Source organism: Rhizobacter sp. P2_H2 (assembly GCF_056403375.1).
Window position 1 is genome coordinate 1 of the sequence record NZ_JBFUFP010001799.1, and the last position, 588, is coordinate 588.

Genomic DNA, 588 nt, shown 5'->3' on the forward strand with positions numbered 1-588 from the left:
CGCCTGGTCGAGCAGGGCGAGCGCGCCCACCGCATCGCCGCGCGCGTTGCGCACGCTGGCCAGCCCGCGCAGCGCGTAGGCCTCGCCGCGCGGATAGCCGAGCTCGCGACTCAGCGCCAGCACCGACTCGAAGGCGTGCTGCGCGGCGTCCCAGTCCTTCAGGTTCTCGAGCGCCCGGCCGAGGTTGTGCTGCGTGACGGCCTGCTCGCGGCGCAGCCCGGCGGCCTGCTGCGCCCGCAGCGCCGCCTCGAAGTAGTAGCGCGCCTGGCTGTAGTCGCCCATGCGGTTGTAGAGGATCGCGATCGCGTTCAGCGAGGTCAGCGCCTGTTGCGGCATGCCCAGCCGCTCGTACAGCTGGTTGGCCAGGCGCAGGTCGAACAGGCCGTTGGCGAACTCGCCGCGCACGCCGCGCAGGTAGCCGCGGTGGTACAGGCCGTCGGCGCGCTGCTCGTCGTCGTGCATCTGCTCGGCGACCGCGACCGACTGCTCGAACAAGGCCATCGCCTGCACGCTGTCGCCGGCCAGCTCGCGCAGGTCGCCCTCGCAGCCGAGCAGGCTGGCGCGCAGGCGCGGCGCCCGCGGCAGCAG

The 588-nt window shown here is 73.8% G+C and carries 1 protein-coding gene; it reads right to left on the minus strand.

Annotated features, from left to right (window positions below):
* On the minus strand, positions 1–588 hold a 588-nt coding region (locus AC1D15_RS36280; RefSeq protein WP_477829899.1), incomplete at both ends, for a tetratricopeptide repeat protein.